This window comes from Streptomyces qaidamensis (assembly GCF_001611795.1).
Lineage (GTDB): Bacteria > Actinomycetota > Actinomycetes > Streptomycetales > Streptomycetaceae > Streptomyces > Streptomyces qaidamensis.
On sequence record NZ_CP015098.1, the window covers coordinates 5,621,745 to 5,647,900 of the forward strand.

28 protein-coding genes are annotated in these 26,156 nt (G+C 71.8%); 17 read left to right on the forward strand and 11 right to left on the reverse strand.

The window, feature by feature from the left end; genetic code table 11:
• The first annotated feature begins 95 nt into the window (after window positions 1-95).
• The 4 genes from A4E84_RS25060 to A4E84_RS25075 are packed head-to-tail and all read left to right on the forward strand — an operon-like array spanning window position 96 to window position 2,908.
• Window positions 96-617: a phosphatase PAP2 family protein gene (locus A4E84_RS25060; RefSeq protein WP_062928699.1), complete on the forward strand. Its 522-nt coding sequence runs from the start codon at window positions 96-98 to the stop codon at window positions 615-617.
• Window positions 610-1,554 carry a decaprenyl-phosphate phosphoribosyltransferase gene (locus A4E84_RS25065; RefSeq protein ID WP_062928700.1) on the forward strand — a complete coding sequence of 315 codons (945 nt, stop codon included), beginning with the start codon at window positions 610-612 and terminating at the stop codon, window positions 1,552-1,554. The genes A4E84_RS25060 and A4E84_RS25065 overlap by 8 nt, the downstream gene beginning before the upstream one ends.
• Window positions 1,551-2,003: a GtrA family protein gene (locus tag A4E84_RS25070; RefSeq protein WP_062928701.1), complete on the forward strand. Its 453-nt coding sequence runs from the start codon at window positions 1,551-1,553 to the stop codon at window positions 2,001-2,003. Before A4E84_RS25065 ends, A4E84_RS25070 begins: the two co-directional genes overlap by 4 nt.
• Complete coding sequence (locus A4E84_RS25075) at window positions 1,991-2,908, forward strand: YihY/virulence factor BrkB family protein (protein WP_062928702.1); 918 nt, start codon at window positions 1,991-1,993, stop codon at window positions 2,906-2,908. The genes A4E84_RS25070 and A4E84_RS25075 overlap by 13 nt, the downstream gene beginning before the upstream one ends.
• On the opposite strand, the gene A4E84_RS25080 is transcribed toward A4E84_RS25075, so the two are convergent.
• Window positions 2,856-4,169, reverse strand: a complete 1,314-nt coding sequence (locus tag A4E84_RS25080) for a D-alanyl-D-alanine carboxypeptidase family protein (RefSeq protein ID WP_062928703.1) — start codon at window positions 4,167-4,169, stop codon at window positions 2,856-2,858. The genes A4E84_RS25075 and A4E84_RS25080 overlap by 53 nt on opposite strands.
• 91 nt (window positions 4,170-4,260) lie before the next feature.
• Here A4E84_RS25080 and A4E84_RS25085 point away from each other — a divergent pair, with 91 nt between their 5' ends.
• The 3 genes from A4E84_RS25085 to A4E84_RS25100 all read left to right on the forward strand — a co-directional run bounded on the left by A4E84_RS25085 (window position 4,261) and on the right by A4E84_RS25100 (window position 8,126).
• Window positions 4,261-4,500, forward strand: a complete 240-nt coding sequence (locus A4E84_RS25085) for an SCO4848 family membrane protein (RefSeq protein WP_062928704.1) — start codon at window positions 4,261-4,263, stop codon at window positions 4,498-4,500.
• A gap of 625 nt (window positions 4,501-5,125) precedes the next feature.
• Window positions 5,126-6,388 (forward strand): metallophosphoesterase, encoded by a 1,263-nt coding sequence (locus A4E84_RS43260; protein WP_237305146.1) that lies wholly within the window; start codon window positions 5,126-5,128, stop codon window positions 6,386-6,388.
• A 184-nt stretch (window positions 6,389-6,572) separates the two neighbouring features.
• Window positions 6,573-8,126 carry an ABC transporter substrate-binding protein gene (locus A4E84_RS25100; protein WP_062928706.1) on the forward strand — a complete coding sequence of 518 codons (1,554 nt, stop codon included), beginning with the start codon at window positions 6,573-6,575 and terminating at the stop codon, window positions 8,124-8,126.
• A 19-nt stretch (window positions 8,127-8,145) separates the two neighbouring features.
• On the opposite strand, the gene A4E84_RS25105 is transcribed toward A4E84_RS25100, so the two are convergent.
• Genes A4E84_RS25105 through A4E84_RS25115 form a run of 3 tightly spaced genes read right to left on the reverse strand, consistent with a single transcriptional unit; the run spans window position 8,146 to window position 9,896 of the window.
• Window positions 8,146-8,892, reverse strand: a complete 747-nt coding sequence (locus A4E84_RS25105; protein ID WP_062928707.1) for a TetR/AcrR family transcriptional regulator — start codon at window positions 8,890-8,892, stop codon at window positions 8,146-8,148.
• A 56-nt stretch (window positions 8,893-8,948) separates the two neighbouring features.
• Window positions 8,949-9,443 carry a thiol-disulfide oxidoreductase DCC family protein gene (locus A4E84_RS25110; RefSeq protein WP_062931605.1) on the reverse strand — a complete coding sequence of 165 codons (495 nt, stop codon included), beginning with the start codon at window positions 9,441-9,443 and terminating at the stop codon, window positions 8,949-8,951.
• A gap of 45 nt (window positions 9,444-9,488) precedes the next feature.
• Window positions 9,489-9,896, reverse strand: coding sequence for a hypothetical protein (locus A4E84_RS25115; protein ID WP_062928708.1), 408 nt, complete (start codon window positions 9,894-9,896; stop codon window positions 9,489-9,491).
• A 231-nt stretch (window positions 9,897-10,127) separates the two neighbouring features.
• On the opposite strand from A4E84_RS25115, the gene A4E84_RS44735 reads away from it, so the two are divergent.
• Window positions 10,128-10,400 (forward strand): hypothetical protein, encoded by a 273-nt coding sequence (locus tag A4E84_RS44735; RefSeq protein ID WP_237304998.1) that lies wholly within the window; start codon window positions 10,128-10,130, stop codon window positions 10,398-10,400.
• Between the two features lie 111 nt (window positions 10,401-10,511).
• On the opposite strand, the gene A4E84_RS25125 is transcribed toward A4E84_RS44735, so the two are convergent.
• From A4E84_RS25125 to A4E84_RS25145, 5 genes are all read right to left on the reverse strand, one after another.
• Window positions 10,512-11,291 (reverse strand): succinate dehydrogenase iron-sulfur subunit, encoded by a 780-nt coding sequence (locus tag A4E84_RS25125; RefSeq protein WP_062928709.1) that lies wholly within the window; start codon window positions 11,289-11,291, stop codon window positions 10,512-10,514.
• Window positions 11,291-13,045 carry a succinate dehydrogenase flavoprotein subunit gene (sdhA, locus tag A4E84_RS25130; RefSeq protein WP_062928710.1) on the reverse strand — a complete coding sequence of 585 codons (1,755 nt, stop codon included), beginning with the start codon at window positions 13,043-13,045 and terminating at the stop codon, window positions 11,291-11,293. Before sdhA ends, A4E84_RS25125 begins: the two co-directional genes overlap by 1 nt.
• Before the next feature lie 19 nt (window positions 13,046-13,064).
• Entirely contained in the window at window positions 13,065-13,547 is a 483-nt protein-coding gene (locus A4E84_RS25135) for a succinate dehydrogenase hydrophobic membrane anchor subunit (RefSeq protein ID WP_062928711.1), read from the reverse strand.
• Window positions 13,548-13,552: 5 nt separating this feature from the next.
• Window positions 13,553-13,933, reverse strand: coding sequence for a succinate dehydrogenase, cytochrome b556 subunit (gene sdhC / locus A4E84_RS25140; RefSeq protein WP_031107855.1), 381 nt, complete (start codon window positions 13,931-13,933; stop codon window positions 13,553-13,555).
• Between the two features lie 222 nt (window positions 13,934-14,155).
• Window positions 14,156-14,629, reverse strand: coding sequence for a 2-oxo-4-hydroxy-4-carboxy-5-ureidoimidazoline decarboxylase (locus A4E84_RS25145; RefSeq protein ID WP_062928712.1), 474 nt, complete (start codon window positions 14,627-14,629; stop codon window positions 14,156-14,158).
• A 290-nt stretch (window positions 14,630-14,919) separates the two neighbouring features.
• Between A4E84_RS25145 and A4E84_RS25150 the strand changes: the two genes are divergently transcribed.
• From A4E84_RS25150 to A4E84_RS25165, 4 genes are all read left to right on the forward strand, one after another.
• Window positions 14,920-16,521 carry a beta-N-acetylhexosaminidase gene (locus A4E84_RS25150; RefSeq protein WP_062931606.1) on the forward strand — a complete coding sequence of 534 codons (1,602 nt, stop codon included), beginning with the start codon at window positions 14,920-14,922 and terminating at the stop codon, window positions 16,519-16,521.
• Window positions 16,522-16,616: 95 nt separating this feature from the next.
• A complete protein-coding gene (locus A4E84_RS25155) occupies window positions 16,617-17,123 on the forward strand; it encodes a hypothetical protein (RefSeq protein WP_062928713.1) in 507 nt (168 codons plus the stop codon).
• Window positions 17,124-17,229: 106 nt separating this feature from the next.
• Entirely contained in the window at window positions 17,230-17,784 is a 555-nt protein-coding gene (locus A4E84_RS25160; RefSeq protein WP_062928714.1) for a hypothetical protein, read from the forward strand.
• A 156-nt stretch (window positions 17,785-17,940) separates the two neighbouring features.
• A complete protein-coding gene (locus A4E84_RS25165; protein WP_079129108.1) occupies window positions 17,941-18,336 on the forward strand; it encodes a hypothetical protein in 396 nt (131 codons plus the stop codon).
• Between the two features lie 2 nt (window positions 18,337-18,338).
• On the opposite strand, the gene A4E84_RS25170 is transcribed toward A4E84_RS25165, so the two are convergent.
• Window positions 18,339-19,553: an N-acetylmuramoyl-L-alanine amidase gene (locus A4E84_RS25170; RefSeq protein WP_062928715.1), complete on the reverse strand. Its 1,215-nt coding sequence runs from the start codon at window positions 19,551-19,553 to the stop codon at window positions 18,339-18,341.
• Window positions 19,554-19,769: 216 nt separating this feature from the next.
• Between A4E84_RS25170 and A4E84_RS25175 the strand changes: the two genes are divergently transcribed.
• The 4 genes from A4E84_RS25175 (at window position 19,770) to A4E84_RS25190 (ending at window position 23,382) form a co-directional block, all read left to right on the forward strand.
• Entirely contained in the window at window positions 19,770-20,390 is a 621-nt protein-coding gene (locus tag A4E84_RS25175; protein WP_062928716.1) for an RNA polymerase sigma factor, read from the forward strand.
• Between the two features lie 153 nt (window positions 20,391-20,543).
• Window positions 20,544-21,341: a hypothetical protein gene (locus tag A4E84_RS25180; protein WP_063827517.1), complete on the forward strand. Its 798-nt coding sequence runs from the start codon at window positions 20,544-20,546 to the stop codon at window positions 21,339-21,341.
• Window positions 21,342-21,724: 383 nt separating this feature from the next.
• Window positions 21,725-22,399, forward strand: coding sequence for an RNA polymerase sigma factor (locus A4E84_RS25185; RefSeq protein WP_033311424.1), 675 nt, complete (start codon window positions 21,725-21,727; stop codon window positions 22,397-22,399).
• Window positions 22,399-23,382: a hypothetical protein gene (locus A4E84_RS25190; protein ID WP_062928717.1), complete on the forward strand. Its 984-nt coding sequence runs from the start codon at window positions 22,399-22,401 to the stop codon at window positions 23,380-23,382. Before A4E84_RS25185 ends, A4E84_RS25190 begins: the two co-directional genes overlap by 1 nt.
• Before the next feature lie 203 nt (window positions 23,383-23,585).
• Here the strand turns inward: A4E84_RS25190 and A4E84_RS25195 are convergent, their stop codons facing one another.
• On the reverse strand, window positions 23,586-24,434 hold the full coding sequence (locus A4E84_RS25195; protein ID WP_062928718.1) for a L,D-transpeptidase family protein: 849 nt from the start codon (window positions 24,432-24,434) through the stop codon (window positions 23,586-23,588).
• A 140-nt stretch (window positions 24,435-24,574) separates the two neighbouring features.
• Here A4E84_RS25195 and A4E84_RS25200 point away from each other — a divergent pair, with 140 nt between their 5' ends.
• Window positions 24,575-26,155, forward strand: a complete 1,581-nt coding sequence (locus A4E84_RS25200) for an acyl-CoA mutase large subunit family protein (protein ID WP_062928719.1) — start codon at window positions 24,575-24,577, stop codon at window positions 26,153-26,155.
• The last annotated feature ends 1 nt before the right edge of the window (window position 26,156 follow it).

Genomic DNA, 26,156 nt, shown 5'->3' on the forward strand with positions numbered 1-26,156 from the left:
GAGAACATGGCATCTCTCCCCGAAATGGGTGATTAATGGGATGTCGCTCAATATTGCCGGAGTTCAGGCCTGGTGGGCGTGAACAGTGAGTCCCCATGGACGACCTCGACGACCTGCACGACATGGACCACCGGATGGTTTCGGCGCTCAGGGAGTGCGGCACCGACCCGCGCGTGGCCGGCGCCGCGCGCGCCCTGTCCTGGGCGGGGGAGCACGCGGCGCTGTGGCTGGCGGCGGGACTCGCCGGAGCCGCCGTCGACGGCAGGCGGCGCGGTGCCTGGCTGCGGGGCACGGCCCTCACCGCCGGGGCGCACCTCGTCAGCATGGGGGTGAAGCGGGTGGTGCGCCGTCCGCGCCCGGCGCACGTCGAGCCCCTGGTGCGCACGGCCGGCCGGCACTCCTTCCCCAGTTCGCACGCCACCTCCGCGGCGGCCGCCGCCGTCGCCTTCGGCGCCCTGGGAGCACACGCGGTCCCGCCGCTCGCCGGCCTGGTGTGCGTCTCGCGGCTGGTGGCCGGCGTCCACTTCCCCACGGACGTCGCGGCGGGTGCGGCCCTGGGCGCCCTCACGGCCCGGCTCGGTGCCCGCTGGATGCGGGGAGGCGCCCACCATGACTGAGACGGCCGTCCTGCGGCAGCGCACCCACCAGGAGCGGCCCGCACCACCCCGCAAGGGCGGTCTCCTGGCCGGTCTCCTCAGGACCGCGCGCCCCAAGCAGTGGGTCAAGAACGTCCTCGTGGTCGCCGCCCCGGCCGCCGCGGGCGAGCTCTTCTCCCGGCACGCCCTGGGCCGACTCGCCCTGGTCTTCGTCCTCTTCACCGCCTGCGCCGCCGCCGTCTACCTCGTCAACGACGCCCGCGACGCCGACGCCGACCGCGCCCACCCCGTGAAGCGACACCGCCCGGTCGCCGCCGGGCAGGTCCCCGTGCCCGTCGCCTACGCCGTCGGCGGCTGCCTCGGCATCCTCGCGCCCGCCGCCGCGGCCTGGCTGTGCGGCCCGGCCGTCGCCGCGCTGCTGACCGCCTACCTCGCCATGCAACTGGCCTACTGCATCAGCCTCAAGCACGTCCTCGTCGTCGACCTCGCCGTCGTCACCACCGGCTTCCTGATGCGGGCGATGATCGGCGGACTCGCCCTCGGCATCCCGCTGTCGCGCTGGTTCCTGATCACCACCGGCTTCGGCGCGCTGTTCATGGTGTCGGCCAAGCGCTACTCGGAAGCCGTCCAGATGGCCGGAAAGGCAGGCGCCACCCGGGCGTTGCTCACCGAGTACACCACCGGCTACCTCCGCTTCGTCTGGCAGCTCGCGGCCGGTGTCGCCGTCCTCGGCTACTGCCTGTGGGCCATGGAGGAGGGCGGCGTCCCGCACACCAGCGTGCTGCCCTGGCGCCAACTGTCCATGGTCGCCTTCATCCTGGCGGTCCTCCGCTACGCCGTCTTCGCCGACCGCGGCACGGCCGGCGAACCCGAGGACGTCGTCCTGCGCGACCGCGCGCTCGCCCTCATCGGCGTGGCATGGGTGGCGATGTACGGCCTGGCCGTGGCGAACTGGTGACCACGCGCGTGTGGCGGAGCCCCTCGCTCCCGGCCCGCCGGGAACTGATCGGCTTCGCCACCGTCGGCCTCCTCGCCTACGCCGTCGACCTCGCCCTGTTCACGTACCTGCGCGGCCCCGCCGGACTCGACCCGCTCCCCGCCAAGTCCCTGTCCTTCCTGGCCGCCTGCACGGTCGCCTACGCGGGCAACGCCCTCGGCCCCTATCGGACCACGCGCGCCACAGGCCTGCGCCCGTACGCCGTGTTCTTCGCCGTGAACCTCGCCGGAGCCGCCGTACAACTGCTCTGCCTGGCCGTCAGTCACTACGGCCTCGGGCTCACCTCGCAGCGCGCGGACACCGTCTCCGGCGCGGTCATCGGTATGGCACTGGCCACAGTCCTGCGGTTCTGGGGTACCCGTACATGGGTGTTCCGGGCGGAGGGCAGAGTCGGATCATGGACTGGCTGAAAAAGCTACCGGTGATCGGGCCGTGGGCGGAACGGCTGATGATCACGCACGCGTGGCGGTCGTACGAGCGGCTGGACCGCGTGAAGTGGACGCGGCTGGCCGCCGCGATGACCTTCAGGAGTTTCGTCGCGCTGTTCCCGCTGCTGACGGTGGCCGCCACCATCGCCGCCGCCACGCTCAGCACGGAGCGGGAGGAGAAGCTCCAGGACAAGCTCGCCGAGCAGGTCCCCGGCATCTCCGACCAGCTGGACATCGCCGGCCTCACGGACAACGCCGGCACGATCGGCCTCATCGCGGGCGCGCTGCTGTTCTTCACGGGCGTCAGCTGGGCCGGCTCGATGCGCGAATGCCTGCGGGCGGTGTGGGACCTCGACGACGACGAGGAGAACCCCGCCGTGCGCTACGGCAAGGACGCGGGGGTCCTGCTCGGCCTCGGCGGCGCGCTGCTCGTCACCATCGCCGCCTCCGCCGTCGCCTCCGCGATGATCGGCTGGATCACCCGGGAACTCGGCATCGACGAGGGCGGCTGGGGCGGGGTCCTGCTGCACATCGTCGCGTTCCTGATCGCCGTCCTCGCCAACTTCCTGCTCCTGCTCTACGTCCTGACCCTGCTGCCCGGCGTCGAGCCGACGCGCCACCGCCTGTTCGTGGCGGCGCTGACCGGCGCGATCGGCTTCGAACTGCTGAAGCTGCTGCTCAGCGGCTATCTGCAGGGCGTGGCGGCGAAGAGCATGTACGGCGCGTTCGGGGTGCCCGTCGCGCTGCTGCTGTGGATCAACTTCACCTCGAAGCTGGTGCTGTTCTGCGCCTCCTGGACGGCGACGCAGAGCAAGGAGGACGAAGTCCCGGACCTCACGGGCGAGTCCGGCGGCGCACCAGATCCGGCAGCGGCCAACGGCGGTTGACCAGGAACGCGCCGCCCGCGAGCAGCACCAGCACCCCGCCCGTGATGCCGAGCGCGGTCCCGATGCCGCTGGAGCCGTCCGCGACCGGGGCGCCGGCCACCGGCTTCGAACCGGTCCCGGCCGTGCCGTCGGCGCCGTCCCCGGAGCCGCCGGCCTCGCCGGAGGGGTTCGCGCCGGGCTGGGCACTGGCCTGCGCTGCACCCCTGGGCGGCACCAGCTCACCCACCGGCTGTACCTTCCCGGCCGCCTTGAAGCCCCAGTCGAACAGCCGGGCCGTCTCCTTGTACACCTCGTTGTGCTCGGACTTCTCCGGGTTCATTACCGTCACCAGCAGCACTTTGCCGCCGCGCTCGGCGACGCCGGTGAAGGTGGCGCCCGCGTTGGTGGTGTTGCCGTTCTTCACGCCCGCGATGCCCTGGTAGACGGGCACGTCCACGTCACCGGCCAGCAGCCGGTTGGTGTTCCGGATCTCGAAGGGCTTACGGAGCGTCTTGCCCTTCTTGCCCTTCTTCGTCTCGCCCGGGAACTTCGCGGTGACCGTCGAGGCGTACTCGCGGAAGTCCTTCTTCTGCATCCCGGAGCGGGCGATCAGCGTCAGGTCGTAGGCCGACGACACCTGCCCCTCGGCGTCGTAACCATCCGGGCTGACCACGTGCGTGTCGAGGGCCTGGAGCTCCTCGGCGTGCTCGTTCATCTCCTTGACGGTGTTCTCGACGCCCTTGTTCATCGCGGACAGCACGTGCACGGCGTCGTTGCCGGACTGCAGGAAGACGCCCAGCCACAGGTCGTGGACCGTGTACGTCTCGTCCTCCTTTATCCCGACCATGCTGGAGCCGGGGCCGATGCCGGCCAGGTCGGAGGGCACGACCTTGTGCTTGGTGTCCCTCGGGAACTTCGGCAGCAGCGTGTCCGCGAACAGCATCTTCAGCGTGCTGGCCGGAGCGAGGCGCCAGTGCGCGTTGTGCGCGGCCAGCACGTCACCGGACTCGGCGTCCGCGACGATCCAGGAGCGGGCGCTCAGGTCCTTCGGCAGCACCGGCACGCCGCTCGCCAGGTTCACCTGCGTCCCCGGCCTGCCGAGCCGGGCGCCGCCCACGGTCGACATCGACGCCGGGGGAGTGGCCGAGGGGCTCGCGCTCGCCGACGGGCTGCCCGAGGGCTTCGGGGCGGCGACGGCGGCGGGCGCGGCCAGGGCGAGGGACGACAGAACGGCGGAGGTGACCAGCAGGGATCGCCTGGCGGTCTTCTTCGGAGCGGGCACGGTCGGAAACGTACATGCAGTACGGAGGGAAGTCCCGCCTCCGGCCCCACCCCGCGAACGGAACCGGACAGACTCTGGCGATACTGGTCTCATGAAGCTCAGCCGCCCCGTCTCCTGGTTCCTGCTCGCCTTCGGGGTGTGGAGCTGGGTCATCTGGATCACTTTCGTCAAGAACCTGGTTGCGGACGGCAGCGGGCTCGCCTTCGACGACGGTCTTCCCACGGCCTACTTCTGGGTGCACCTGCTGCTCGCCGTCGTTTCCTTCGTATTGGGGACGGTCGTCGGGGCCATCGGGTTGCGTGGTCTGCGCGCACTGCGCCGGACGTCATAGGGCGATCGGGAGACACGACACCGTGGTCATCGTTTTCGTACTCGTCGCAAGTCTGGTCCTGGCCGTCATCGTGACGGCCAACTGGTACGTGTGGCGCCGCCTGTTCCGCGACACGACCCGCGGCCCGGGCCTGACGCGCCGCGCGGGTGCGGTCCTGATCGCCGGCGGCTGGATCCTGGCGATCACGGCCCTGGTCGCCGAGCGCTCGGGCGCCCCGTTCTGGCTCCAGCAGGTCCTCGCCTGGCCGGGCTTCCTGTGGCTGGCCCTGTCGATATACCTGCTGCTGGCGGTGCTGGCCGGGGAAATCGTCAGACCGTTGCTGCGCCGCTTCCTGGAACACCGGGCGAGACGAACGGACCAGGGCACACAGCCCGGCCCGGCGACGCCCACCGCGCACGCCCCGGCGGGTTCCGCGGGCATGCCGGCCACGGACCCCGATTCCCCTGCGGACGGCACTCCCGCCACGGGCCCGACAGGCCCCCAGGCCGACGGCGGAGGCCCGGCCACCTCCGCGACCGCCTCGCGGCCCGACGGCGGCGTCGGCGCGGCCTCCACGGCGACGGCCGCGCCCGCGGCAGACTCCCAGCCGGGCGGCGGCACCACCCAGGCATCTGCGCCCGCGGCCGTGCCGCGGCCCGGCGGTGGCGTCGGCGCGTCCACGGCCGCGACGGCCGGGCCGCAGGCGAACGGCGGCGGCACGGCTCCCGTGCCCGAGCCCGGCGATGCCGGCGGAGCTTCTGCGTCCGAGACGGCGGCAGGCTCCCAGCCGGGCGGCGGCACCACTCAGACATCTGCGCCCGCGGCCGTGCCGCAGGCGAAGGGCGGCGGCACGGCTCCCGTGCCCGAGCCCGGCGATGCCGGCGGAGCTTCTGCGTCCGGGACGGCGGCAGGCTCCCAGCCGGGCGGCGGCACCACCCAGGCATCTGCGCCCGCGGCCGCGTCGCAGCCCGGCCACGGCGCCTCCGCCACCGTCCCCCACCCGCCGGGTCCGGACGCGTCGCCCGAGGGCACCCCGGAGCCCCCTGCCGCCCCGGACCCGACCGGCACCGCCACCCCCGCCGGCCTCTCCCGTCGCCTCTTCGTCTCCCGCGTCGTCGCCGGGGCCGCCGCGGCCGCGGCCGTCGGGACCGTGGGGTACGGGACGTACGGCGTGCTGCGCGGGCCGAAGGTCAAGCGGGTCACCGTGCCCCTGGCCAAGCTGCCGCGCGCCGCGCACGGGTACCGGATCGCCGTGGTCAGTGACGTGCACCTCGGCCCGGTCCTGGGACGCGGCTTCGCACAGAAGGTCGTCGACACGATCAACTCGACCCAGCCCGACCTGATCGCGGTCGTCGGCGACCTGGTCGACGGCAGCGTGAAGGACCTGGGCCCGGCGGCCGCCCCGCTGGCGCAACTGAGGGCCCGTCACGGTTCCTACTTCGTCACCGGCAACCACGAGTACTTCTCCGGCGCCGAGCAGTGGGTCGAGGAGGTCCGCCGCCTGGGCATCGACCCCCTGGAGAACGCCCGCAGGGAGATGCCGCACTTCGACCTGGCCGGTGTCAACGACGTGACCGGCGAGGCCGAGGGCCAGGGCCCCGACTACGCGAAGGCACTCGGCGACCGGGACACCGCACGCGCGTGCGTCCTGCTCGCCCACCAGCCCGTCCAGATCCACGACGCCGTCGAGCACGGCGTCGACCTGCAGCTCTCCGGCCACACCCACGGTGGCCAGCTCTGGCCGGGCAACCTCATCGCCGCCGGCGTCAACCCCACCCTCGCGGGCCTGGACCGCTACGGCGACACCCAGCTCTACGTCTCGCGCGGCGCCGGCGCCTGGGGCCCGCCCACCCGTGTGGGCGCGCCCTCGGACATCACCCTGATCGAACTCGCGTCGAAGCAGGCCTGACCGCGCACCCTGTGAGAGCGCTGTGAAACCACCCCGAATCGCCCATCGGTAAGTTCTTTCCCAACTCGCCGGATCTCCCTTCCCCCTGCTCAAAATCCTGTGATTGGGTGAGCCCGCCACGAAGGGTGTGGCATACGCACACGGGCCTGAACGGTCCTCAAAGGGCCTGGGGAGGGCAAAGCCGATGCGATCGGTTCGCATACGGATACTCGCGGCGCTGCTCGTCCTGGCCGCCGTGGGTGTGGGCGCCTGGCGGCTCCTGCCGTCGAAGGGCGACGCCAGGACCATCACGGTCGGCACGACGGACGGCGTCACGTCGCTCGACCCCGCCGGCGCCTACGACGCGGGCTCCTGGGCGCTGTTCAGCAACGTCTTCCAGTCGCTGCTGACCTTCGCGCCGGGCGGCACCGCCCCCGTGCCGGACGCGGCGAAGAGCTGCGCGTTCGTCCGAGGCGACCTCACCGACTACCGCTGCGAGCTGCGCGACGGCCTCACCTTCCCGAGCGGCCGGACGATGAACGCCGAGGACGTGAAGTACTCCTTCGACCGGATTCTGAAGATCAAGGCCCCGGTCGGCCCGGCCTCCCTGTTCGGCACGCTCGGTTCCGTGGACGCCGAGGGCATGACCGTCACCTTCCACCTGACCTCGCCGGACGCGACGTTCCCCTTCAAGGTGGCCACCGGCGCCGGCTCGATCGTCGACCACACCGCGTACCCGGCCGGCAAGCTGCGCACCGGCGACCGCGTCGACGGCACCGGCCCGTACACCCTCACCTCGTACACGAAGGGACGGGACGCGGTCCTCGCGCCCAGCCGGCACTACCGGGGCGCCGTCAGCGGCACCGCCCGGCCCGTCGAACTGCGCTACTACGCGACCCCCGAGGCCCTGGACACCGCCCGGAAGGACAAGCAGGTCGAGGTCGCGACCGACCAGCTGCCGCCCGGCGTCCTCGCCGGCCTCAATCCGAGCGACCCCACCCAGCGCGTCTACGAGGCCGATGGCTCCGAGACCCGCAACCTGTACTTCAACACCCGCGCGGGAAAGCCGCTGCACGAGCCGAAGGTCCGCCGGGCCATCGCCTGGCTGATCGACCGCGAGCGGCTGGCCGCCACCGTCTACGACGGCACCGTCGACCCGCTGTACTCCCTGATTCCGGCCGGTCTCACCGGGCACACCGCCTCGTTCTTCGACGACTACCCGAAGCCGGACCCGGACAAGGCCCGGCAGCTGCTCACCCAGGCCGGTGTGAGCCTGCCGGTGCACTTCACCTACGGCTACGCCAAGGGCCGTGGGGCCGGCGAGCAGGAGGGCGCCGAGATCAAGAAGGAGCTGGAGGCGAGCGGCCTGTTCAAGGTCACCCTCAAGGGCTACGAGTGGACGGCCTTCCAGAAGCAGTGGGCGAGCGGCGAGCTCGACGCGTACGCCGTCGGCTGGGTCGCCGACTTCCCCGACCCCGACACCTTCGGCGCCGCGCTCGTCGGTACCGGCAGTGCCATGAACACCGGCTACAGCAGCAAGACCGTCGACCGGCTCATCGCGGACAGCCGGCGCTTCGCGGAGCGGACCGAGGCGGACCAGGACTTCCGCTCGGTGCAGCAGACCGTCGCCGAGGACGTCCCGGTGCTGCCGCTGTGGCAGGCCAAGGAGTACGTCGTCACCACCGAGGACGTCGGCGGCGGTCAGTACCTGTCGGACGGCACGGGCGTGTTCCGCCTGTGGAGCCTGACGGCGCTCTGAGGTCCCGCCCGGCCGCGGCTCAGGGGTCGGTGCGCCGCCGGGCCGCCGGATCGGGGATGGCGTTCGTCATCCCCGGCAGGAACTCCGTGAACAGCTCGTGCACCTCGCGCACGAGCGGGCGCAGCACCCGGAAGCGGGCCAGGGCGACGCCCCGCGCGGTGAGCCGGGCTCCGCGCTCGGCGAGCCGGTAGCTGCGCTCGCGCCCCTCGGTGCGGTCGAAGATCCAGTACAGGACGAGTCCCATCTGGGACAGCCACATCAACTCGGGCAGGACGTCCCGCAGTTCCTCGGGGACCTTGGTCTTGGTGGCCCCGGCGAGCACCTCCCGGTGCACGCTGATGGCCTCCTCGCGCGCGTGCTCCGACTCGGGCGAGAAGGGGCTGAGCGGGCTGTCCGGGTCGGCGGCGTTCTTGAAGAACTGCACCGCGAACTCGTGGTAGGGCGCCGCGATGTCCAGCCAGGCCCGCAGTACGCCCGCCAGCCGGGCCTCCAGGTCTCGCTCCCGGTCCAGGATCTCCCGGACCGCCACCTGGTGCTCGGCGGCGATCCGGTCGTAGAAGCCCTGGATCAGGTGCTCCTTGCCGGCGAAGTAGTAGTACGCGTTGCCGACGGAGACGCCGGCCTCCTTGGCGATGGCCCGCATCGTCGTCTTGTCGTAGCCGCGCTCCTGGAACAGCCGCATGGCCGTCTCCAGGATCAGGGCGCGGGTCTGCTCGGACTTGGTGGGGGTGGCGCCGTCGTCGGGGCCGTCGTTCTTCGCGGGCACGGGAAGAGAGCCTAACGTCAGCACCGGTGCGGCCATCGGTGCGGCTACCGGTGCGCTTACCTGGGGGCGCAGGTGCCGTCGGCGCAGCCCGGCGCGGTGTAGCTCCATCCGCTGCCGGGGGCGTACGACCAGCCGTCCGCGCGCCGGTACACCCGGCCGCCCCACTGCGCGCCGCCGCGCTGCCCCCGGTGGGCCTGCGCCCCGCGCCACTTGGCGGCGGCGAGCACCGCGCCCTTGGCCAGCCGGGCGCCGGCCGGGGTGCTCAGCCGGTGGGCGAGCGGCCGGTGCTCGCGCAGCGCCCACAGGGTGACCACCCAGGCGGCTGGGCCCCGGTAGACCTGCCCGGCGTCGCCGATGACGGTGATCTCGTCGAGGGTGGCGCCGTGGTCGAGGCCGGGGAAGCGCCGACGGGCCTCCTGGGAGGCGGCCGGGACCGGCTCCAGCGGCACCAGCTTCGGCTGCCGCAGGAGCCAGTCGCGCAGGAACGCGCACAGGGAGCACTCGGCGTCGTACAGGACGGTGAGCCGGCGGACCGGTGCGGGTGCGTTCATGCCGGTCGCGTTCGTGCTGGTGGCGTTCACGTGGGCCTCCTCCGCTCAGGCCTGCGCCTGCGGGGCCACCCAGCCCTGCGGCGGCACCGGGGGCACCTGCTCCCGCTCCATGGCACCCCGGCGCCGGATCCGGTTGAGCACGTACACGTTGGCCAGGTGCATCACGCCGAGCACCAGCAGCACCACGCCGAGCTTGGTCGACAGGGCCTCGAAGACGCCGCGGGCGTCGGTGATGGTCTCGTCGTCGCTCAGGTACAGCGCGACGAACCCGAGGTTGACGAGGTAGAAGCCGACCACCAGGAGGTGGTTGACGGCGTCGGCGAGCTTCTCGTTGCCGTGCAGCACGTCGGCGAGGAAAACCCTCCCGTTGTGGCTGAGCGTGCGGGCCACCCAGATGGTCAGACCGATGCTGACCAGCAGGTAGATGACGTAGGCGATGACCGTGCGGTCCATAGCCCCACCCTTCTTGAACACGTTCAAAACGCTGTCGCGGATGACTCTAGACCTACTTTTGAACATGTTCAACACGATGCCGCGGAGTGATTGTCAGTGGTGGCTCGTACGGTGGTCGGCATGGGAACCGTGACGTTCGTGGACGAGACGACGGCGGGGGAGCGGCGCACGGCCTGAGGGCTGGAGACCGCCGAAGAACGGCTGCCCGTACGGCAACTGATCCGGCGCCGGGTGTTCCAGGAGGTCGCGGAGTGCAACGCCCGCACGCCGGAGGTGGTCCAGGGGCTCGTGCAGCCCGAGGACACCGAGCGCGTGCTGAACGGCTACGCGGTGCGCACGCCTCGCCGGATCGACCCCGAGGCGCAGACGGCCCTGGCCGAGCGGGCCTCCGCCGGGAGCGGCTTCCTGGTGCTGGTGGGGGCGGACGCCTTCCGTAGGGCCGCTCGACGGCTGCAGCGGACATCAGGGTGCCACCCGTGGCTGGTGTCGAGAGCATCATCGTAGGCCGGACGACTTCGCTGCGGCCCGTTCCGCTGCGTTCACCCGCTGGTGTGGCACATGCCAGAGGGCCCCATCTCCGACGGAGACGGGGCCCTCATGAGTAAGCGGCAACGCTCAGTAGCGGCGCGTGATCAGCGCACGCTTCACTTCCGCGATCGCCTTCGTGACCTCGATGCCGCGCGGGCAGGCGTCCGTGCAGTTGAAGGTCGTGCGGCAGCGCCAGACGCCGTCGCGGTCGTTGAGGATCTCCAGGCGCTGCTCGCCGGCCTCGTCACGCGAGTCGAAGATGAAGCGGTGCGCGTTGACGATGGCGGCCGGGCCGAAGTACTGGCCGTCGTTCCAGAAGACCGGGCACGACGTGGTGCAGGCCGCGCAGAGGATGCACTTCGTGGTGTCGTCGAAGCGCTCGCGGTCCTCGGCCGTCTGGAAACGCTCACGCGTCGGCTCGTTCGTGTCCTTCGTGATGAGGAAGGGCATGACGTCCCGGTACGCCTGGAAGAACGGCTCCATGTCCACGACCAGGTCCTTCAGGACCGTCAGGCCCTTGATGGCCTCGACCGTGATCGGCTTCTCGGGGTTGATGTCCTTGATCAGCGTCTTGCAGGCCAGACGGTTCTTGCCGTTGATCCGCATGGCGTCCGAGCCGCAGATGCCGTGCGCGCAGGAGCGGCGGAACGTCAGCGAACCGTCGAGCTCCCACTTGATCTTGTGGAGGGCGTCGAGGACACGCTCCTTGGGGTCGATCTCGACCTGGAAGTCCTCCCAGGTGGCGTCCGCCGCGACCTCCGGGTTGAACCGGCGGACGCGGAACGTGACCGTGATGTAGGGGGAGTCGGCGAAACCGGGCTCGGGCTTGCCGGCCGCGTCTTCCTTGTCCAGAACAGGGGTAGCCATCAGTACTTACGCTCCATCGGCTGGTAGCGGGTCTGGACGACCGGCTTGTAGTCGAGACGGACGGTTTCGGAACCGTCGGCGCCGACCTCGCGGTACGCCATGGTGTGCCGCATGAAGTTGACGTCGTCGCGGTTCGGGTAGTCCTCGCGGTAGTGACCGCCGCGGGACTCCTTGCGGGCCAGCGCGGAGACCGCCATGACCTCGGCGAGGTCGAGCAGGTTGCCCAGCTCGATGGCCTCCAGCAGGTCCGTGTTGAACCGCTTGCCCTTGTCCTGGATCGCCACGTTCCGGTAGCGCTCGCGCAGCTCCGCGATCTTCTCGACCGCCGTCTTGATCGTCTGCTCGGTGCGGAACACCATGACGTTGGCGTCCATGGTCTCCTGCAGCTCGCGCCGCAGCTCCGCCACCCGCTCGTTGCCGGTGGCGTCGCGCAGCCGCTCCACCTGCTCGACCACGAGCTCCGCCGGGTTCTCCGGCAGCTCGACGAACTCCGCCTTCTGCGCGTACTCCGCGGCCGCGATACCGGCGCGCTTGCCGAAGACGTTGATGTCCAGCAGCGAGTTCGTGCCGAGACGGTTGGCGCCGTGCACGGACACGCAGGCGACCTCGCCCGCGGCGTACAGACCGGGAACGACCGTGGTGTTGTCCGCCAGGACCTCACCCTCGACGTTGGTCGGGATGCCGCCCATGGCGTAGTGCGCGGTGGGCTGGATCGGGATCGGGTCCGTGTAGGGCTCGATGCCGAGGTAGGTGCGCGCGAACTCCGTGATGTCCGGGAGCTTCGCGTCCAGCTGCTCCGGCGGAAGGTGCGTGAGGTCGAGGTAGACGTGGTCGCCCTCGGGACCGCAGCCGCGGCCCTCACGGATCTCCGTGTAGATGGAGCGGGACACGACGTCACGGGACGCGAGGTCCTTCATGACCGGCGCGTACTTCTCCATGAAGCGCTCGCCGTCCTTGTTGCGGAGGATGCCGCCCTCACCGCGGGCGCCCTCCGTCAGCAGGATGCCCATGCGCCAGATGCCGGTCGGGTGGAACTGGAAGAACTCCATGTCCTCCAGCGGCAGCCCGCGGCGGTAGACGGCCGCCTGGCCGTCACCGGTCAGCGTGTGGGCGTTCGACGTCACCTTGAAGAACTTGCCGCAGCCGCCGGACGCGTAGACCACGGACTTCGCCTGGAAGACGTGGATCTCGCCGGTCGCCAGTTCGTAGGCCACGACACCGGCGGACTTCTTGACGCCGTCGACCTCGGTGATCAGCTGGTCCAGGACGTAGAACTCGTTGTAGAACTCCACGCCCTCCTTGACGCAGTTCTGGTACAGCGTCTGGAGGATCATGTGGCCGGTGCGGTCGGCCGCGTAGCAGGAGCGGCGGACCGGGGCCTCGCCGTGGTTGCGGCTGTGACCGCCGAAGCGGCGCTGGTCGATGGTGCCGTTCGGCGTGCGGTTGAACGGCAGGCCCATCTTCTCCAGGTCGAGGACGGAGTCGATGGCCTCCTTCGCCAGGATCTCGGCGGCGTCCTGGTCGACCAGGTAGTCACCGCCCTTGACCGTGTCGAAGGTGTGCCACTCCCAGTTGTCCTCCTCCACGTTGGCCAGCGCGGCGGCCATGCCGCCCTGCGCGGCGCCCGTGTGGGAGCGGGTGGGGTACAGCTTCGTCAGGACCGCGGTGCGGCTGCGCTTCGTGGACTCGATGGCCGCGCGCATGCCCGCGCCACCGGCGCCGACGATGACGGTGTCGTACTTGTGGATCTTCATGATTCTCGCAGCCCCGTGCCTAGCGGATGTTCGGGTCGAAGGTGAAGATCACCAGCGTGCCCAGCAGGATGGTGAACACCGTGGCCGTGTAGAGCAGGCCCTTGAGCCACAGCCGGGTGTTCGCGCGCTCCGCGTAGTCGTTGATGACCGTGCGCAGGCCGTTGGCGCCGTGCAGCATGGCGAGCCACAGCATCAGCAGGTCCCAGACCTGCCAGAACGGGGACGCCCAGCGGCCCGCCACGAAGGCGAAGCCGATCTTGGAGACGCCGCCGTCCAGCACGAGCTGGATCAGCAGGTGGCCGAGGACCAGGACGACCAGCACGACGCCCGACAGGCGCATGAAGAGCCAGGCGGCCAGCTCGAAGTTGCCCCGGGTGGTCTTCGGGGTCTTCTTGGTGCGCTGGCGCGGGGCCTCGATGTAGGGCGCCGGGTTGTCGACGGTGTAGACGGCGCCGCCCTCGACGGGGCCGACGCCGGCGGCGGTCTTCTCAGACGTGGACATTGGCGTCAGCTCCCGAAGAGTTCACGAGCGGCGTGGCCGAGGACGGGGTAGATGGCCCCGAGCATCAGCACGACCCACAGGGCGACGACGGTCCAGAGCATCTGCTTCTGGTAGCGGGCGCCCTTGATCCAGAAGTCGACAGCGATGACGCGCAGGCCGTTGAGCGCGTGGAAGAGGATGGCGGCGACGAGGCCGTACTCCAGCAGCGCGACGATCGGCGTCTTGTACGTGGCCACGACGGTGTCGTAGGCCTCCGGGGACACACGGACGAGTGCGGTGTCCAGCACGTGAACGAACAGGAAGAAGAAGATGAGGACGCCGGTGACTCGGTGAGCCACCCAGGACCACATTCCTTCCCGGCCGCGGTACAGCGTTCCAGCCGGCACGGAAGTTTCCTCCGGGAGCGGGGATTGGGGCCGCGCCGGCTTGGTGTGTCGGTCGGGCCCGGCCGGGTACGGTCCACCGGCCCCCAGCATCGTAGCGATGCGCTGCGGCCGGGCTGCGCCGGGGTCCCGGGGTGTGATCAAACTGGCACGCAAAGAGGTACTGGTGGGCTAGTGCGGCCAGGGGGGCGGGGGGTGTCCGTGGGGTTGCCGGGATGCGGGCCGTCAGTGGTTGATCGCGCAGTTCCCCGCGCCCCTCAAGGCGCTGATCAACCGTTCCCTCGCGAGCCGCCGGAGTTCGTCCGCCGTCACCGCCCGCTCCTCCTCGGGATCGTTCGTCAATCGTGACCGGATGGCTTCGAGGAGCCGGTCCAGGGTCTCGGACGGGGACACACCGTCCAGGCAGATGACGAACACATGTCCGAAGCGGGCCTCGTAGGCGGCGTGGGCCGCGCTCAGGGCCGTGTGGGCCGCGGCGTAGATGTCCGGCGGGAGGGCGGGCAAAGGCTCGGCCGCCAGCGCTTCCGTGAGGTCGGGCCAGGTCAGGTCGTAGGCCGCCTCGTCCGCGGCGGCCAGCAGGGAGTCCACGTCCGGGTAGGGGCGGTGGTCCGCGACGCGCCGGGCCCAGCGGAGGCTTCGCAGGCAGGCGAGGAGGGCCTGCTCCAGCTCCTGTGTGGAGGCTGCGTTGAAATGCTCCACCGGTATGGCGAGCCGGCCGGGGAGGTCTGGGAGACGGTGCGCAGGCAGCGTGGGTCCTCGTGGGCGTCACGTGTGTCAGCAGGGCGAGCTGTGAGAGATGTGACGTCACGCTATCGAGTACGACCACGACGTGTCCGAAGGATGCCTGAATTTCACCCGGGAGGGAGAGATTCGGCACGCGTGGTGGACGCGCGCCATGCGGCCCCGGGTCTTAGGTTGGCTGAGTGAGTCAGCACAGGCGCCGGACTTCGGCGAAGCAGGAGAAACAGCGGCAGGTGCTGGTCGTGGCCATGGCGGTAGCCCTGGTCGTGGTCGCAGCCGGGGTGAGTCTCGGGCTCTGGGCGGCCTCGGGCGGCGACGCCGGGTCCACCGGCTCGGAGGCCAGATCCTCGCAGGGGGCCACCGCGGCCGCGCCCCCGGACCAGGCGCCGGAGGCGGCCCCGACCCCCAGTCCCACGCGCTCCTACCCCCTGTCCGAGGCGCCCCGCACCATCCCCGCCGTGCGCGACCACGAACCGGCGCGCGGCCCGGGCTGGCAGCCGGAGAAGGGCAACCGGGTGGTCGTGGACGACCCGGCGCTGGCCGACGAGGGCCGGCTGGTCGCGAGCGAGCTGGGGATGGCCTACGCGGGTGAGAAGGACGACAAGAAGGCCGGGGATCTGCGCCTGGCGCTGAACGGCGACAAGGGCGCCAACCCGGAGTCGTACACGATGACCGTGCGCGGCGGGCGGGTGGAGATCGACGGGCCGTCCGACGCCGGGGTCTTCTACGGCACCCGCACGCTCAAGCAGGAGACCCACGACGGCGGCACGGCGCCCGAGGGGGTCGTGAAGGACGAGCCGGCCAAGCCGCAGCGCGGGTTCATGCTGGACATCGCCCGGAAGAACTTCACCGCCGGCTGGATCGAGGACCGCATCAGGGAACTGGGCGACCTGAAGTTCAATCAGCTGGGGCTGCACTTCTCCGACGACCAGGGCTTCCGGATCGAGTCCTCCTCCCATCCCGAGATCGTCTCGCAGCAGCACCTGACCAAGGCCCAGGTGCGGAAGATCATCGACCTCGCGCGCAGCCGGCACATCACGATCGTCCCCGAGATCGACTCGCCCGGACACCTCGGCGCCGTCCTCGACGCCCACCCCGACCTGCAACTGCGCACCGCGCAGGGGTCGCCGGTGCAGGGCGCCATCGACATCTCCAAGGCCGAGAGCGCCCGGATCGTCGACGACCTGCTCAACGAGTACGCCGATCTCTTCCCCGGCGGGCCGTGGCACCTCGGCGGCGACGAGTACCAGGCGCTGACCCGGTCGAACCCGGAGGCGTCGTTCCCGCAGCTGGCCGCGGCCGCCCGGGAGAAGTACGGCTCCGGCGCGACGGTCGCCGACCTCACGACCGGCTGGCTGAACGACCGGGCCGACACCGTCCGAAAGCATCAGCGCGTCCCGCGCGCCTGGAACGACGGCTTCTTCCGCGGTACCTCCGTCCAGGCCGCCAAGGACATCCAGGTGGCCTATTGGACGGGCAAGGAGATCGGCGCCCGGGCTCCGCTGGAGTACCTGGAGGCGGGCCGTAAGGTGATCAACTACAACGACGAGTTCCTGTACTACGTGCTGGGCGAGCCGCAGACCTTCGTCTATCCGACGGGCCAGCGGATCTACGAGCAGTGGACACCGCGGGTACTGCGCGGCACCGCGGCCGTCCCGGCGCGCTACGACGGCCAGATCCTCGGCGGGTCCTTCGCCGTCTGGTGCGACCTCGCGAACTCCCAGACGGAGAGCCAGGTGGCGGCCGGGATCCGGATGCCGCTGCGGGCGACCGTCCAGAAGCTGTGGGACCCGGACAGGCCCGAGCTGTCCTGGGCGCAGTTCCGGGCGCTGGCGGACAGGCTCGGCTGACCGGAACGAATTGGCGCATACGGCTGCGAACGCCCGTACGGCTGTGGTGGTCTTCTGGCGCGAGTGGAGTCGAATATGCCGGGGGGAACCGGGACATGGGCTACTGGGGATATTTCGTCGTGGGCCGGGGGGAGCGGCCGCTGCCGGAGCTGGACGCGCTGGCGGGGGCCGGGGAGGGGCCGACGCAACGCGCCTCGGCGCCGGGCGGATGGCAGGTGTGGGAGTACCCGAGCAGCGACGGCGACATCGGGAACATGAACGCCCTGGCCCGGGAGACCGGGGCTCCCGCGCTCTTCGGGTACGTCATGAACAGCGAGTGCGTGGTGCTGGAGGCCGCGGCACCGGAGAGCGGGGCGTGGACGACCTGCCTCGCGCGCTCCGCGATGGCCGGGTACCTGGGGGCGGGCAGCGAGGGCCTCACGCTGGAGGACTACTTCCTGGAACCCGGTGACGCCGCCGAGCGTGCCGTGCGCTGGGCCGCCGAGGCCGGGTGCGATGTGAACGCCGACGCCGTCGTCGCCGTACTGACTTCAGACCCTGACCCCCTGGCCGAAAACCTCTTGTTCCGCTTCCTCGACAGACTGGGCGTGGTGCCCCTGTGACACTCCGGGGCCGTTGCGCGCAGTAAGGGGAAGTGCGGGTTCCGTGAGGGGTGAGGGCTGGGCGGCCTGATCGGGCCCCGGAGAAGGCCCGCGGAGGGAGGCGTGGATGAGCCTGGTGGAGTTGATCGCACAGGCCGACGAACGCGGGCTGGCCGCGAGCGGACTGGCTTGTCTCGATCGGTGCGTGCCCCTGCTGGGCGGCGACGACGAGACCCTGCGGCCGGTGTGGGCGAGCCTCGGCGACGACGCCGGCGCCGGTGAGTGGGGCGAGCGGCTGGAGCAGGCGCGCTGCAAGCTGGACGCGGCCGGCGCCGGGGACGAGGCGGCCGTGCTCGCCCACCGGATGCTGGAGGCCGCTCCCGCCGAGCGCTCCGCACCGGGACTCCGGGTGTGGGCCGACGCCTGCTCCGTCGCCTCCCTCCAGATCCACCGGCTCCTGGACACCGCCCAGGACGAGGCCTCGTCCGTCGACTCCCGCCGTGAGGGCCGTACGGACGGCATGTCACCCCTGGTCGCCGCCGAACTGCGCCGCCAGGTCGTCGTCCTGGAGGTCCTGGCCGGACACGGCCCGGCCGGGCTGCGCCGGGCGCTGGAGGTGTCGACCGAGGGGCGGCGTGTACTGCGCGCGGTGGTCTCCCGCCGGAGCCGGCAGCGGGGCTGACGGAGCGGGCCTTCAGGGTGCCCCGCCCGGCCTAAACCCCGATCCCGGAAGAGGTCCTGTGACTGTCCCTTGGGCGAGGTGGGGCGGTCCTGCGCCGCTTCGGGGGAGTCGCCGATTCCGGGTGACGAAACGCTTCGCCGCAGCGCTTTCCGGGATGTGACGACTCAAGCGGAGACCAGGCCGTCGGCGGCTGCGAAGCCACTGCGATGGGCGGCGGACACAGTGGCGACGATGCGCGAGGGAGCACGGCTGCGCCTCGACTACACGGCACAGAGTCTGTGGAGCATCGACCGGATGATCGAGGGGATACGGCGGGAGGGGGCGCCCGAGGCCGCGGTCCATCAGGTACTGCGCGGCTTCGGCGCCTATACCGGTGAGGTGATCGTGCGTCAGACCGGCGCCGAGTGGTGGGCGACCGGCGGCGACCACTGGATCCGCACCCCCGACGGGCGCCTGTGGGACCCCATCGACGAGGCCCGCCGCTGCTACGCCGGCCACGGCTCGCTGCGGTTGCTGTGCCGGGACGCGGTGAGCACCGGGCCCCGGCCGTAGCGTCAGCGTCCGAGCGCGCCCTCGTCTTCGTCCTCGCCCTCATCCTCTTCGTCCTCGGCCGAGGGTCCGAGCGGGTCCGCAGTCGGCGGGGCCGGCTTGCCGGCGTTCGCGGCCAGGGTGCGGATCTCGGGCAGGTCGTCGTAGAGGTTCTGGCCGGGGCACGCGGTCGGGTAGCCGTCGCGATGCCCGGAGATGCGGTGGAACGTCACCTTCTGCCCCAGCTTGTACTTTCCGTTGTCGGCACCGGAGGTCAGCACGACCGTCCCGGTCGGGTCGATGCCGTAGAGGCCGAGCTTCCACGCCGCGACCTTCGCGACCGACTCGCGCACCGCGGCGTTGGTGGCCGCCGTGGAGTAGTCGCCGAGCACCGAGACGCTGCTGGTGGCGGTGTTGAACCCGTAGGCGTGCGCGCCGAGGACGGGCTTGTCGATGCCGCCCGCACGGCCCTCGAAGACGGTGCCGCACTTGTCGACGAGGAAGTGGTAGCCGATGTCGTTCCAGCCGTTGCTCTGCACGTGGTAGAGGAACACGCCGCGCACGATCGACGCCGACTCGGAGCAGGCGTAGTCGTTGGTGCCCGCCGTGTGGTGGACGAACATCGCCTTGGTGTCGCCGGTGTACGTGGGCGGGTCCTTCACCAGGGACTCGTCGGCGCCCCAGGCCGAGCGCGACGTCACGACGGGACGCTCGGCGGAGAGCGGCCCGGCGGCCGGCCCGGCGATGTCCGGCCCGACGGCGTCCGGTTCGACGACCGCGGTGTGCACGGCGTCCGACCCGGCCTCGGGGTCGACCAGTTCGACACGCAGCCCTGCCGGCAGACGGGCGCCCGAGACGCGCACCTGGAAGCCGTCCGAGGGCCCCGTCCACAGCGGCTGGGTGCTGCCCCGCACCCCGGGCCGGTCGTGGTCGGGGCCCGCCTCGGGCGCACGGACGTCGGTCTCCAGGGGGCGCCACGCGCTCCACGCGCCGTTCTCCCGGGAGCGGGTGCGCACCTGGGCGGTGCCGTCCAGGACCGCGTCCGGGTCGTCCCAGGTGATACCGATCAGGCTGAACGGCTCGGAGGTACGCGGGGCGAGGGACCGTTCGTGGGGGTCGCCGTCCGGCACTCGGACGGTGTGCACCCCGTCCGAGGAGGCGGCCCGGGCGGGATGGGTCAGTCCGAGGGCACCGAGGGCCAGGGCGGTGGCGACGGCGGTGCGCAGGAGGCGGAGTGTCATACGGCGCTCGCCTTTCGTGGGCGGTTGCATCGCGAGCAGAGCTCCCCGGCACGTCACTTGGCCGAAACCTCCCCGGGGCCGGGCTCCCGAGGACGGCGGGCGGGGTTGACCCGAACGGTCGTCGCCGCCCGGAGCCTGACGCGCTGTGACACTTCCGCGCGAACCGGCGCTGATGACCGTGGGAGGACGCGCAGCCGGCACGGACGAGGACGGTACTTGGGTCAGGGAGCGGAACGCCGGCGCGGACAGGCGTACGACGGGGAACTCGGCGCGGCCGTCGCGAAGGCCCAGCAGGGTGACGAGGCGGCCTTCGCGGTCGCCTACCGGTTCGTGCAGCCCGGACTGCTCGGCTATCTGCGCGGCCTGGTCGGGGACGACGCGGAGGACGTGGCGTCCGATGCCTGGCTGGAGATCGCCCGGGACCTCGGGCGGTTCCGGGGCGACGGGGCCGGCTTCCGCGGCTGGACGGCGACCATCGCCCGGCACCGGGCGCTGGACCATCTGCGCCGGCAGCGGGTACGTCCCCGGTCGTCCGCGCTGGAGCAGGACGTCCTGGAACTGCCCGGACCGCAGAGCACGCACGATGAGGCGCTGGAGGCCCTCTCCACCGAGCACGCGCTGCGGCTGGTCCGGGGGCTGCCGCGCGACCAGGCCGAGGCCGTGCTGCTGCGGGTGGTGGTGGGCCTCGACGGGCCGGCCGCCGCACGGGTGCTGGGCAAGCGGCCGGGCGCGGTACGCACGGCTGCCCACCGGGGCCTGAAACGCCTCGCCGGGCAGCTGGGCGCGGAGAAGAGTGTGACGGATGACGCTCCCCGGACGCTGGGTGAGTCGACGTGAGCGGAACCGGCGGTTTCGCGGACGGACCGGGCGGGTGGCACGGATCCGGCGCCCTGAACAGGGCGGACCGGCGTGACGTACTGGAGCTCGGCGGGCCGGGCGCAGCATCCGGAGTGGACGGATCGATCGGATCGAGCAGGAACGGAACAGGACATGGGTGAACGGCAGAGCGACGGCGGGCTGTCCGGCCGTGGTTCCCGTCACGCCCTCCTCGACTCCGACGTGGAGGCGCTGATCATCGCCTCCCTCATCCGGGACGGCGTCGACGCGGAGGCAGAACAGCGGGCCGTGGCCGCCTTCCGGGCCGCCCGGGACGCCGGAGCCCTGCGTACCAGCACCCGGCGCCGGGACGACTGGCGTGCCCGGGAGCGGCGCTACCTGGGGCGGTCCCTGAAGACGACGCTCTCCGTGCTGCTCGCCAGCCTCACGCTGGGCGGTGTCGCCGTGGCGGCGATCGGCGTGGCCGGATCGCCCGACGAGGGCCCGAAGGACGCCCCCGACCGCTCGCCCGCCCCGAGCAGTGCCCCGCGCGAGCCGGCGCACAAGCCTCCCCGGGGCAGCCACAGCCCCGGCACCGGCTCTTCGCCGGCTCACCCGGACCGGCCGGACCCCGCCCAGGACACCGAGGCCCACTGCGGCGCCTACGAGCGGGCCGGGGGACGGGGCAACGCCATGGACGCGACGGCCTGGCAGCGGCTCGTGGCCGCCGCCGGCGGTGAGAGGAACGTCACGGCGTACTGCGCCGGGCGACGGGACGAGCCGAAGGCCGGGAGCGGCGGCCCCGGGAACGACGGTCCCGCCGAGGACGACGGCGCACCCGCCGCGAACGACGGTGCGGGCAACGGGCCGGACAACGGTGCGGGCAACGGGCCGGACAGCGGCACGGGCAGGAGCGCGAGCGAGGGCAAGCGTCCCCAGCCCGAAGGCCGGCCCAACGGCCGTCACGAGTAAGGGATTCCACGAAGCGCCGGCCGGCACCGCCGGGCGGGGAACGCGCATCCGCCGGCACCTGCCTTGGCAACGGCCGAGGCCGCCACCCCCCACAGGAGAGGCCCCGGCCGTCGCGCGGCACGGGCCGCGCGGCGGCCCGTACTCCCTACAGCGCCCGGTGTGCGTTTTCTGTCACACCCCGCCGCGTCACGGCTTAGTTGCATCCCGGACGGACATGGACGGGGCATGGTTTCAGGTCGTAACGTGCCATTCGCGCCAACGCGAAGGCGGTACGACCACCGCAACCACCTGCGGTCTTGATACCGCAACCATCAATTGAGGAACCACGACGGCGAGAACCCGGTCCGCGAAAGCGGCGCCGGTTTAGGCGCATAAGGGGTGCGGTGCTGGGGGACGACGCGGAGCTGACCGCCGCGGTGCGCGCGGCACAGGACGGAGACGAAGACGCGTTCCGGACTGTGTACCGCACCGTTCACCCGCGGCTGCTCGGGTACGTACGGACGCTCGTCGGCGACCCCGACGCCGAGGACGTGACATCCGAGGCGTGGCTCCAGATAGCCCGCGATCTGGAGCGGTTCACCGGCGACGCGGACCGGTTCCGCGGCTGGGCCGCCCGGATCGCCCGCAACCGTGCCCTGGACCACATACGCATGCGCGGGCGCCGGCCCGCGATCGGTGGTGACGAGACCGAGCTGACCGGCCGGGCCGCCGAGTCGGACACCGCCGGTGAGGCCATCGAGGCGCTCGCCACCGACGGCGCCTTCTCCCTGATCTCCCGGCTGCCGCAGGACCAGGCCGAGGCGGTCGTCCTGCGCGTGGTGGTGGGGCTGGACGCGAAGACCGCCGCCGAGACGCTCGGCAAGCGTCCGGGCGCGGTCCGCACGGCGGCGCACCGGGGTCTGAAGCGGCTCGCCGAACTGCTCGGCGACGACCCGCAGGCCGATCCGGAATCGGCCGGGGTGCTCGACGCGCTGCCGCCCCAGCGAGAACCGCGCGGCGGTGCCGTGACGTCCGCAGGTGTGACGCGTAGCGTTGCGCGGACGCAGAAGGATGTGTGATGGCCGACGAGCAGTACAGGTGGCTGGACAGCGAAACGGCGGAGCGTTTGCTGAGCGGAGAGCCACCCGGAGCTGTCGAAGGCGCCGGCCGGGACCAGGCCGAACACCTCGCCAGGACCCTCGGCGCACTGTCCGCCAAACCCCCGCTGACCAGCGATGAACTCCCCGGCGAGGCCGCCGCGGTGGCCGCTTTCCGCAAGGCCCGCGCGGAACGCGCCGACGCGACCGCGGCCCGTGCGGGCACCGGCGGACCCGACGCGGCCGGGATCACCGACGCAGGCCTGGTCCGTATCGGAACCCCCGGCGGCAGCGGTGGCGGGACGGCGCGCCGGCCGCGCTGGGCCCGTCCCGCGCGCTTCGCCCTGGCCGCCGTGCTGGCCGTCGGCATGGCCGGCGGGGTAGCCCTCGCGACCGGAACCGGAGCCCTGAGAGCCCCGTTCGGCGGCGACGAACCCGACCCCGGCGCCTCCGTCTCGGCCGCCGCCACCCACCCGGACCCGCTGGTGTCGCCCTCGCCGAGCGACGCCGTGCAGGGCGGTTCCACCCCCGACGACGCCCCGGGCGGCTCGGCGACGGGCGGGCCCGGTACCCAGGACCGGGACGAGCGGCGCGACGACGCGGCGCCGAAGCCGGACGACCGTGAAGGCCGCTCCGGCGATCACCGCAAGGAGATCCGCTCTGCCTGCCGCGACCTCCGCGACGGCAAGCGGCTCGCCCCCGACCGCAGGCGCGCCCTGCGGGATGCGGCGGACGGCCTCCGGGTGTGGAAGTACTGCAAGGGCGTCCTGTCCTCGGCCGGCCCCCGCTCCGGGGAGCGCCGGCACGACGACCGCGCGGACCAGGGCCGGCACCAGGGCAAGGGCGCGGACCGGGACCGCAACCCGGACCGCCACCGGGACCGGAAGCAGGACAAGACCGAGCTGAAGAGCGACCGGAAGGCCGATCAGCGGACCGGGAAGAAGGGTGTTCCCGCAACGCCGTGACCTGCGGTTTCGCAATCCGTGAAAATCTCCAGGCCGAGGGTGTGACGTTTTCGGCCGCCCCGGCGCAGTAATGAGTGAGCCGACTGGTCATCGGCCGTCGCACAGAGCCGGGGTTCCCCCCGTACCTACGGCTCGTGCACCTGAGCGCGGGCGGGACACGTTCCCCCGGTCCCGCCCGCGCCCCATCCTCGCTCTCCCCGCCGTCACCAGGACACGACGACCTTGTCGCCGTTGCGGACCTGCGCGTACAGCTGTGCGATCGCCGCCTCGTCCCGTACGTTGACGCAGCCGTGCGAGGCGCCCGCGTAGCCCCGTGCGGCGAAGTCCGCCGAGAAGTGCACGGCTTGGCCGCCGCTGAAGAACATCGCGTAGGGCATGGGCGAGTCGTAGAGCGTCGAGACGTGGTCGCGGGACTTCCAGTAGACGGAGAAGACGCCCTCCCGGGTGGGCGTGCCCTGCGAGCCGAAGCGGACCGCCATCGTCGACACGGTCCGCCCGTCGACCATCCAGCGCAGCGTCCTGCTGGTCTTGTCGATGCAGAGCACCCGGCCGGCCCGGCAGCGCGCGTCCGGCGGGTCGGCCCGCTGGCCGCCCATCAGATACAGGTCCCACCGGCCCGGCTCGCGCGTCATGCGCAGCAGCCGCTGCCAGGTGACGGCGTCGGTCTTCCCGGTGCGCGGCAGCCCGCGCTTGCCCTGGAAGCCGCTGACCGCCCGCTCCGTCTGTTCGCCGTACGTCCCGGTCGGCCCCTCGAACAGCCAGGCGACCTGCCGCAGCCGGGCTTGCAGCTCCCGGACGTCCCGGCCGGTGTCGCCGCGGGACCACAGCACGCGGGGCGGGACGGGGGCGGCACGGGGCTTGTCGTCGGCCGGCCGCGGTGCCGGGTCAGTCCCGCCGCCGTCACCGGCGGGTGTGCGGCCCGGGGACGGGGTGCCGCTGGGCAGCTCGATGCGCACCGGCGAGCGGCGCTTCCCCTCGCCCTCGGGGGTCTGCACCGTGCAGCCGGACAGCGCGGCCACCACAACGAGTCCCGCTACGAACGCTCTCCCCATGCCCGTGGTACGCACGCGGCCCCCCGCTCGTCTCACCGGTGTGCCCGGATGTCACCTGAGATGTTCCCCGGGCGTGACCGGCCGCGAACCAGGGGGCATGGTGGTGAGCGAGGTCACTGCTCTGCGGGAGGCAATCCACCATGGCGCGTGAGTCGGAGTCCGGACTGCCCATCGAGCCGGTCTACGGGCCGCAGGCCCTTGAGGGCTGGGATCCGGCGGAGAAGCTGGGGGAGCCGGGGGAGTTCCCGTACACCCGCGGTGTGTACCCGTCGATGTACACGGGCCGTCCGTGGACGATGCGCCAGTACGCGGGGTTCGGTACGGCCGCGGAGTCCAACGCCCGTTACCGGCAGCTGATCGCGCACGGTACGACGGGTCTGTCGGTCGCCTTCGACCTGCCCACCCAGATGGGCCACGACTCCGACGCCCCGATCGCGCACGGCGAGGTCGGCAAGGTGGGTGTGGCCATCGACTCGGTCGAGGACATGCGGGTGCTGTTCGGCGGGATTCCGCTGGACCGGGTTTCGACGTCGATGACGATCAACGCCCCGGCGGCCCTCCTGCTGCTCCTGTATCAGCTGGTCGCGGAGGAGCAGGGTGTCGCCGCGGATCAGCTGACGGGCACGATCCAGAACGACGTGCTGAAGGAGTACATCGCCCGGGGGACCTACATCTTCCCGCCGAAGCCGTCGCTGCGGCTGATCGCGGACATCTTCCGGTACTGCCGGGCCGAGATCCCGAAGTGGAACACCATTTCGATCTCCGGCTATCACATGGCCGAGGCGGGGGCCTCGCCCGCGCAGGAGATCGCCTTCACCCTGGCCGACGGCATCGAGTACGTGCGCACCGCCGTGGCCGCCGGCATGGACGTGGACGATTTCGCCCCGCGGCTGTCGTTCTTCTTCGTGGCGCGGACCACGATCCTGGAGGAGGTCGCGAAGTTCCGTGCCGCGCGGCGGATCTGGGCGCGGGTGATGCGTGAGGAGTTCGGGGCGCGGAATCCGAAGTCGCTGATGCTGCGGTTCCACACCCAGACGGCCGGGGTGCAGCTGACGGCCCAGCAGCCCGAGGTGAACCTGGTCCGGGTCGCCGTGCAGGGCTTGGCCGCGGTGCTGGGCGGGACGCAGTCGTTGCACACCAACTCCTTCGACGAGGCCATCGCCCTGCCCACCGACAGGTCGGCACGGCTCGCTCTGCGCACCCAGCAGGTCCTGGCCCACGAAACCGACGTGACCGCGACCGTCGATCCCTTCGCCGGGTCCTACGTCGTCGAGAAGATGACCGACGACCTCGAAGCCGCGGCCGTGGCGCTGATGGACAGGGTCGAGGAACTCGGCGGCGCCGTCGACGCCATCGAACACGGCTTCCAGAAGAACGAGATCGAGCGCAACGCCTACCGCATCGCCCAGGAAACCGACTCCGGGGAACGGGTCGTCGTCGGCGTCAACCGCTTCCGGCTCGACGAGGAAGAGCCCTACGAGCCGCTGCGCGTCGACCCCGCCATCGAGGCCCGGCAGGCCGAACGCCTGGCGCACCTGCGCGCGGAGCGCGACCAGCCGGCCGTGGACGCGGCCCTGGCGGCGCTGAAGAAGGCCGCCGAGGGCGACGACAACGTCCTCTACCCCATGAAGGAGGCCCTGCGCGCTCGCGCCACCGTCGGCGAGGTCTGCAACGCACTGCGCGGGGTGTGGGGGGCGTACGTCCCGTCGGACGCCTTCTGAG